Source organism: Streptomyces sp. NPDC055189 (genome assembly GCF_053606765.1).
This window is the reverse complement of the sequence record NZ_JBSGSG010000109.1, coordinates 22,725-28,818: the sequence shown is the minus strand read 5'-3', so window position 1 is coordinate 28,818 and position 6,094 is coordinate 22,725. Positions and strand designations below refer to the sequence as shown.

Annotated in this window: 6 protein-coding genes; 4 read left to right on the top strand and 2 right to left on the bottom strand. The window is 70.5% G+C overall.

From position 1 onward, the window contains the following. Window positions 1–397 precede the first annotated feature (397 nt). The 4 genes from ACWFR3_RS41840 (at window position 398) to ACWFR3_RS41825 (ending at window position 2,959) form a co-directional block, all read left to right on the top strand. The gene (locus ACWFR3_RS41840; protein WP_453739967.1) at window positions 398–1,507 is read left to right on the top strand and encodes a serine hydrolase domain-containing protein; all 1,110 of its coding nucleotides are present in this window, start codon (window positions 398–400) and stop codon (window positions 1,505–1,507) included. A gap of 79 nt (window positions 1,508–1,586) precedes the next feature. Further along, a complete protein-coding gene (locus ACWFR3_RS41835) occupies window positions 1,587–1,952 on the top strand; it encodes a VOC family protein (RefSeq protein ID WP_453739966.1) in 366 nt (121 codons plus the stop codon). A gap of 16 nt (window positions 1,953–1,968) precedes the next feature. Further along, complete coding sequence (locus ACWFR3_RS41830) at window positions 1,969–2,238, top strand: DUF1905 domain-containing protein (RefSeq protein WP_453739968.1); 270 nt, start codon at window positions 1,969–1,971, stop codon at window positions 2,236–2,238. Between the two features lie 55 nt (window positions 2,239–2,293). Next, window positions 2,294–2,959: an alpha/beta fold hydrolase gene (locus ACWFR3_RS41825; protein WP_453739965.1), complete on the top strand. Its 666-nt coding sequence runs from the start codon at window positions 2,294–2,296 to the stop codon at window positions 2,957–2,959. A gap of 49 nt (window positions 2,960–3,008) precedes the next feature. Here the strand turns inward: ACWFR3_RS41825 and ACWFR3_RS41820 are convergent, their stop codons facing one another. Together ACWFR3_RS41820 and ACWFR3_RS41815 are read right to left on the bottom strand one after the other, a co-directional pair. Further along, window positions 3,009–4,436 (bottom strand): cellulose binding domain-containing protein, encoded by a 1,428-nt coding sequence (locus ACWFR3_RS41820; protein WP_453739964.1) that lies wholly within the window; start codon window positions 4,434–4,436, stop codon window positions 3,009–3,011. 64 nt (window positions 4,437–4,500) lie between these two features. Continuing rightward, entirely contained in the window at window positions 4,501–6,060 is a 1,560-nt protein-coding gene (locus tag ACWFR3_RS41815; RefSeq protein ID WP_453739963.1) for a beta-N-acetylhexosaminidase, read from the bottom strand. Window positions 6,061–6,094: the final 34 nt, after the last annotated feature.

Below are 6,094 nucleotides of genomic sequence, written 5' to 3'. Positions count from 1 at the left end.
GTGTGCCCCCACCGGGTGGTGGGGGCACACCGCACGCCGGGGGCGGTGCGGGCAACCGCGCGCGATTGCGGGATCAGTGGTTCACGGGGCCGATGTCTGTCGGCAAGCAGGGGGCCGGGCCCGCCTTGTCACTCATTGAGGTGCAGTACGGCCGCGTCGCGTAGGACTTCGGCCAGCTGTTTGTTTCTGTACATCCTGTTATGGGATGAATCGGAAGAGGCCCTGGTGACAAGCACATTGGTGCTGGGAGACCTGCGGGTCCGGAAGACCACATGCCCTGACGGCAGCTGGTCGTTCTGACGTCCCACCGCGCTCACGTCTCAGGAGTCCTTCCGTGCCCGTCCCCGGCTCTCCGCAGCTCCGCCTCCCCCTGGTCGCTCTACTGGCCGCTTCCTGCATGGCCGGCCTCGTGCAGGCCCCGGCCCGGGGCGCGGATCATCCCGCAGACGGCGACCGGGCCCTGCGACGGCAGTTGCAGGAACTGACCGCCGCGCCCGGCGGGCCGCCCGGCGCGATCGCCGTCCTCAAGCGCGGGCCCCACACCAAGGTCTACCGGGCCGGCGTCGCCCGGACCGGCACCGACCGCCCGATCAAGGCCCGCGACCACATGCGCATCGCCAGTACGGCCAAGGCGTACAGCGGCGCGGTCGCCCTCAAGCTCGTCGACCACCACAAGCTGCGCCTTGACGACACCATCGGCAAGGTGCTTCCCTGGCTGCCGCGCGCATGGCACCGGGTGACGCTGCGACAGCTCCTGAACCACACCAGCGGACTGCCGGACTTCAGCGCGGACCGCAAGTTCCTGGCCCTGGTGACCAAGAATCCGCGCCGCCACTTCAACTCCCGCCGCCTGCTGGACTTCGTGGCCGATGAGCCGCTGGTGTTCCCTCCGGGGGCCCGGTACACCTACTCCAACTCCGACAACATCGCCGTGGCGCTGATGGCGGAAGCGGTGACGGGCAGCCGCTACGAAGATCTGCTCGCCGAACTCGTCTACCATCCCCTCCGCCTGCGCAGCACCAGCCTGCCGCAGGGCTACCGGATGCCCCGGCCGTACATGCACGGCTACGACGTCACTCCGCCCAACCCGCCCGAGGACCTCAGCGAGGTGCTGAGCGCGTCGGGCGTGTGGGCCTCGGGCGGCATCATCTCGACGCCGAAGGACATGACGGCCTTCATCCGCGGCTACGCCGGCGGAAAGCTGATCTCCGACCGGACGCGCCGCCAGCAGCACAAGTGGGTCAACGGCGCATCCGAGCCCGCGGGCCCCGGCAGGAACAAAGCCGGCCTGGCCCTCTTCCGCTACACCACCCGCTGCGGCGTGGTGTACGGCCACACGGGCAACTTCCCCGGCTACACGCAGCTCATCGCGGCCACCCCGGACGGCAAGCGCTCACTGACCGTCTCCCTCACCACCCAGGTCAACAAGACGACCGAGCCGGAACTGCTGCAGCGGCTGCGGACCGTGGAGGAGAACTTCGTCTGCGCCCTGCTGACCCGCCGCTAGTGCCGATCTCTGTGACCAGCGATGAGTTTGCCCACCCGCCCGCGTCTTACTGGTGACTACCAGAGAGCGGAGGCATCGGATGAGCGGGACCGCGCACATCACACAGGTGGCCACGATCGGGATTCACGTCACCGACCAGCAGAAAGCAATGGAGTTCTACGTCGAGGAGCTCGGCTTCGAAGTGCGCCGGGACGTCCCGTTCGGCGACGGGCGATGGATCGAGGTGGCACCGCCCGGAGCGACGACCACGGTCGCGCTCGTACCCGAAGGGGTCCCGGCCGGCATCCGTCTGGCGACGCGGGATGCCGACGCCGATCACGAGGGACTGCGCGCCCGCGGGGTCGACGCGGATGCGGAGGTGCTGCGCATGGGGCCCGCTGTGCCGCCGATGTTCGCGGTGCGTGACCCGGACGGCAACAGCCTCATTCTCATCGAAAGCCTCTGAACAGGCGGAACCCATGATGGACAAGCAGTTCACCGCGATCCTGCAGAAGAGCCCGAACAAGGGCGGCTGGACCTACGTCGTATGGCCCGAATCAGCCGAGTTCTTCGGCACCCGCGGCCTGGTGAAGGTCCGGGGCACGATCGACAGTCATCCGTTCCAGAGCTCGTTCATGGCCCTGGGAGACGGCACGCACAAGCTGCCGGTGAAGGCGGAAGTGCGCAAGGCGATCGGCAAGGAGGAAGGGGACACCGTGACCGTCCGCCTGACGGAGCGGGTGGACGCCTGACATCTTTGGCGCGGTCGGCGTGTGGAAGGAGCAACTCCGCAGGTATACAGGGGCAATGGCAACATTCGTGCTCATCCACGGCGGCGGCGACAGCGGCTGGTCCTGGCATCTCGTCGAAGCCCAGCTGCGCTCGCGGGGACATGAGACCGTCGCCCCGGACCTGCCGTCGGACCGGCCTTCCGCCGGGCTCGGCGATTACGTCGATGCGGTGGTCGAGGCCGTCGGCGAGCGGCGGAATCTCGTGGTCGTCGGCCATTCCTACGGCGCGTTCACCGCGCCGCTGGTGGCCGACCGGCTCGGGGCCGGCGTGCTGGTCCTGCTGGCCGGGATGATTCCCGCGCCGGGCGAGCGGCCGGACGACTGGTGGGAGAAGACCGGCTGCAACCTGGCCAGGGAAGCAGCGGGCCTGTCCGGCATCGAGGATCCCTTCGAGAGCTTCTATCACGATGTGCCGCGCGAGCTGGCCGAGGAGGCGATGCGCAGGGAGCGGGAGGAATGCTCCCGGGCGGGTGGCGAGCCCTGGCCGCTGAAGGCCTGGCCCGACACCCCCACGAAGTTCATCGTGTGCGGGGACGACCGCTTCTTCCCGCCCGGGTTCTTCCGCGGCCTGGCGCGAGAGCGCCTGGGTGTCACGGCCGACGAGATCGGCGGCGGCCACTGCGTGGCGCTCAGCAGGCCCCGGGAGCTGGCGGAGCTGCTGGTGGGCTATCTCCCGGGGTGATTGCCGTGCTTGCGCCAGGAGAGGGCGGACGGAGGGGTCCGGCGTCCCGTCAGGAGGCCGGCACCGTGTCCTCGAAGGTCGTGCCGGCCGCGCGGTAGCCGCCCACCAGCGTGCTCACCTGGGCGGGGGTCAGGACCTGGTCCTTGACGTGCAGCACATAGTCGACCTGCTGATCGTAGGAGCGCGGCGTGGTGCTGCTCTGGCCCGCGAGGTCGATCAGCCACTGGTTGAAGTTGATGGACATGGGCCGCTCGGGCAGATAGGCCGCTCCGTGGGTGCCGAAGTGCTGGCCGTCGACGTAGTAGGTGATGGCGTTGTTGTCGATGGTCACCACCAGGTCGTGCCAGCCGGCATAGCTCTGCCGGGCCTCGCTGTGCTGGTTGACGGCCTCCCAGGGGTCGGGGCGGTAGGTCTCCCAGGAGGTCGTGTAGAGGATGTTGGCCGGTTCGCCCCAGCCGCCGTTGGGGAGGTACTCGAAGTCGTATTCCGCGTAGTCGTCCGCCATCGGCGCCTTGAGGTCGTTGATGGTGAAGAACGTCTGGACGAGGCGGTCGCCGTCGGGGCCCGACCGGGGCGCGTCGCTGAACTTCACGCGGGCCGCGTACGTCCCGTTGCGGAACTTGGTGGCGTTGGTGAGGATCTCCGTCTGCTCGGTGGAGGCGGCCGTGCCGGCCGTCGAGGTCTCCAGGTTCATCACCGAGTTGCCGTTCTGGGCGGCGAAGGTGACGTTGTCCGGGGCCCAGGTCGCGCCGGGCACCCCGGGGCCGCCGGAGTTGGAGCGGACGTTCCAGCCGTGCGCGGCGATCTTCGGGTCGGTGTGGCTGCTGTAGTTGAAGTCGTCGAACAGCGTGGGGCCGTCCTCGGGCGGGTCGGTGGGATCGGTGGGGTCGGTCGGGTCATTGCCTTCGGGTGCTTCGCCCCAGGTCGTTGTTCCGCCCTGGTGCGCCGTGACGCGCGGCCAGTCGCCGTAGGCGGAGCGCTCCGGGCCGAAGGAGTAGTCGTCGTTCTGCCGCAGCGGCTGCCAGTTCGTCTGGTGGAAGCGCAGCTGCATGTCCCCGGTGTCCGCGCCGGGAGCCAGGCTGCCCGCCCCGTCGGTGAAGGCGACCTCCAGGTACCGGTCGGCCGTGGCGGTGGGGTGGGCGAGCGTGCCGAAGGTGCCGGTGATGTTGGAGCAGCCCTTGACCGCCCAGGAACAGGCGAAGCGATACGACGAGGAGGGCGCATCGGCCTTGAAGTAGTAGCGCACCTTGACGTCGCTCAGGCGCACCGCGGAGCTGCCGGTGTTGCGCACTTTGAGCCAGGGTTCGCTCTGGTCGGCCGTCGCTCCTGAAGCGCTCGTGCGGTACTGGACGACCAGCCCGCCGGCCGCGGCGGCGCCGGCGGAGGCGGGCGCCGCGGCCAGCGCGGTGCAGCTCAGGGCCGCGGTGAGCGCGGCGGCCGCTGCCGCGCGGATACGGCTCTTGGCGAGTTTTCTCATGGGTCTTCCTCTCTGAACACGGTGGGGGTCTTCCGGATGGGCCGGCGCTGCGCCGGGGGAGCGGTCATGGGTGCGGGCGTGGCGTGAGGGGGCGGTAGCGGACGCCGAGGGCGTCAAGGCGGCCGGTGTGGTGGCGCAGTCGTTCGAGGAATCCGGGCCAGTCGCTGCGGCTGCCGGACCAGGCCCGGTCCGCGAGGGCGCACAGGCGCGGGTAGGTGAGGTATTCGATGCGGTCGGGGGTCTTCACGTACTCCGTCCACAACTGCGCCTGGGTGCCGAGCACTTGGGCGCTGTCGCCGGGATCCCAGTCGCCGGGTGCGGGTTCGTTGCCGTGCACCGCCCGCAGCCCGACGGGGGCGCCGGGCTGGCCGGGCGGTTCACCGGCGTCGCCGGACTGTGCGTAGTCGAGGTAGGTGGCGCGGTGATGGGCGGTCACCACCTGGTGGCCGCGGCGGACGGCGGCCAGGGCGTGGGCGGGATCGCGCCAGGTCATCACGGTGAAGTCCAGGGGCAGTTCGGTTCCGGTCTCGGCCCAGCCGATCGGGCTGCGGCCCCGCTCGACCAGGAAGGCGCCGATGCGGCCCATGAACCAGCCGTGCAGGGCGCGCGCGTCGCTCAGTCCTTCGGCCGCCGCGCGGGCGCGGGCCGTCGGGCTGTTCTCCCACTCGGTGGTCGGGCATTCCTCTCCGCCCAGGTGGATGTAGGGGGAGGGGAAGAGGTCCATGACCTCCTCCAGCACGGTTCGGCAGAAGCCGAGGGCCTGGTCGTGGACGCCGAGCACGGTGTCGCACACGCCCCATCTGGTCCAGACGTCCAGGCGGCGCTCGGGGTGGTTTCCCAGTTCCGGGTAGGCGGCGAGGGCCGCGCGCACATGGCCGGGCATCTCGATCTCCGGGACGACCCGTACCCCGCGGGCCGCGGCGTAGGTGACCAGGGTCCGCAGTTCCTGCTTGGTATAGGTCCCCGAGTGCGGAATGCCGTCGAAGTGCGCGGCGCCCCGGCCCGGCGGCGCGGTCATCGACTCCCTGCGGTGGCCGCCGACCGAGCTCAGGCGGGGGTAGGCGTCGATGGGCATGCGCCAGCCCTGGTCGTCGGTCAGGTGCAGGTGGAGGGTGTTGAGTTTGTGGAAGGCGAGGAGGTCCACGTAGCGGAGCAGGTAGTCGACGGGCTGGAAGTGCCGGGCGACGTCGAGCATCGCGCCGCGCCAGGGGTGGCGCGGCACGTCGCTGATCTCGATGCAGGGCAGCTCCCAGGAGCCGTCGGGGGAGCGGCCGGAGAGGGCCCGGGCGGGCAGCAGCTGACGGATCGTCTGTACGCCGCGCAGCAGGCCGGTGGGCTGCTGGGCGCGCAGGACCAGGGTCTGGGGCCCGATGGTGATCCCGTACCCCTCCTCGCCGAGCCCGCTGAGCCGGCTGTCCAGGGCCAGGACGAGAGGTCCGTCGGCGGCGGGAGCGAGCGGCAGTCCGGTGACGGGGGTGAGCAGGGTGCGCAGGAGGTCTGCCGCCGCGTGGGTGCCGGGCTGGGCGCGTACGGTCGTATGCCGGTCGAGCAGGAAGCGGCCGGGGCGCGGGGTGACCTTGCGGGGGCGGGGCAGGAGGGAGCGCTCGGGACGGGATGCGGACATGCTGGCAGGCCTCCGGGGTGGGGAACGTCGGGGG

Bases quoted from the DNA above. Each gene is read 5' to 3' on its own strand.
- ACWFR3_RS41840 (WP_453739967.1), top strand. From the start codon at position 398: ATGGCCGGCCTCGTGCAGGCCCCGGCCCGGGGCGCGGATCATCCCGCA.
- ACWFR3_RS41835 (WP_453739966.1), top strand. From the start codon at position 1,587: ATGAGCGGGACCGCGCACATCACACAGGTGGCCACGATCGGGATTCAC.
- ACWFR3_RS41830 (WP_453739968.1), top strand. From the start codon at position 1,969: ATGGACAAGCAGTTCACCGCGATCCTGCAGAAGAGCCCGAACAAGGGC.
- ACWFR3_RS41825 (WP_453739965.1), top strand. From the start codon at position 2,294: ATGGCAACATTCGTGCTCATCCACGGCGGCGGCGACAGCGGCTGGTCC.
- ACWFR3_RS41820 (WP_453739964.1), bottom strand. From the start codon at position 4,436: ATGAGAAAACTCGCCAAGAGCCGTATCCGCGCGGCAGCGGCCGCCGCG.
- ACWFR3_RS41815 (WP_453739963.1), bottom strand. From the start codon at position 6,060: ATGTCCGCATCCCGTCCCGAGCGCTCCCTCCTGCCCCGCCCCCGCAAG.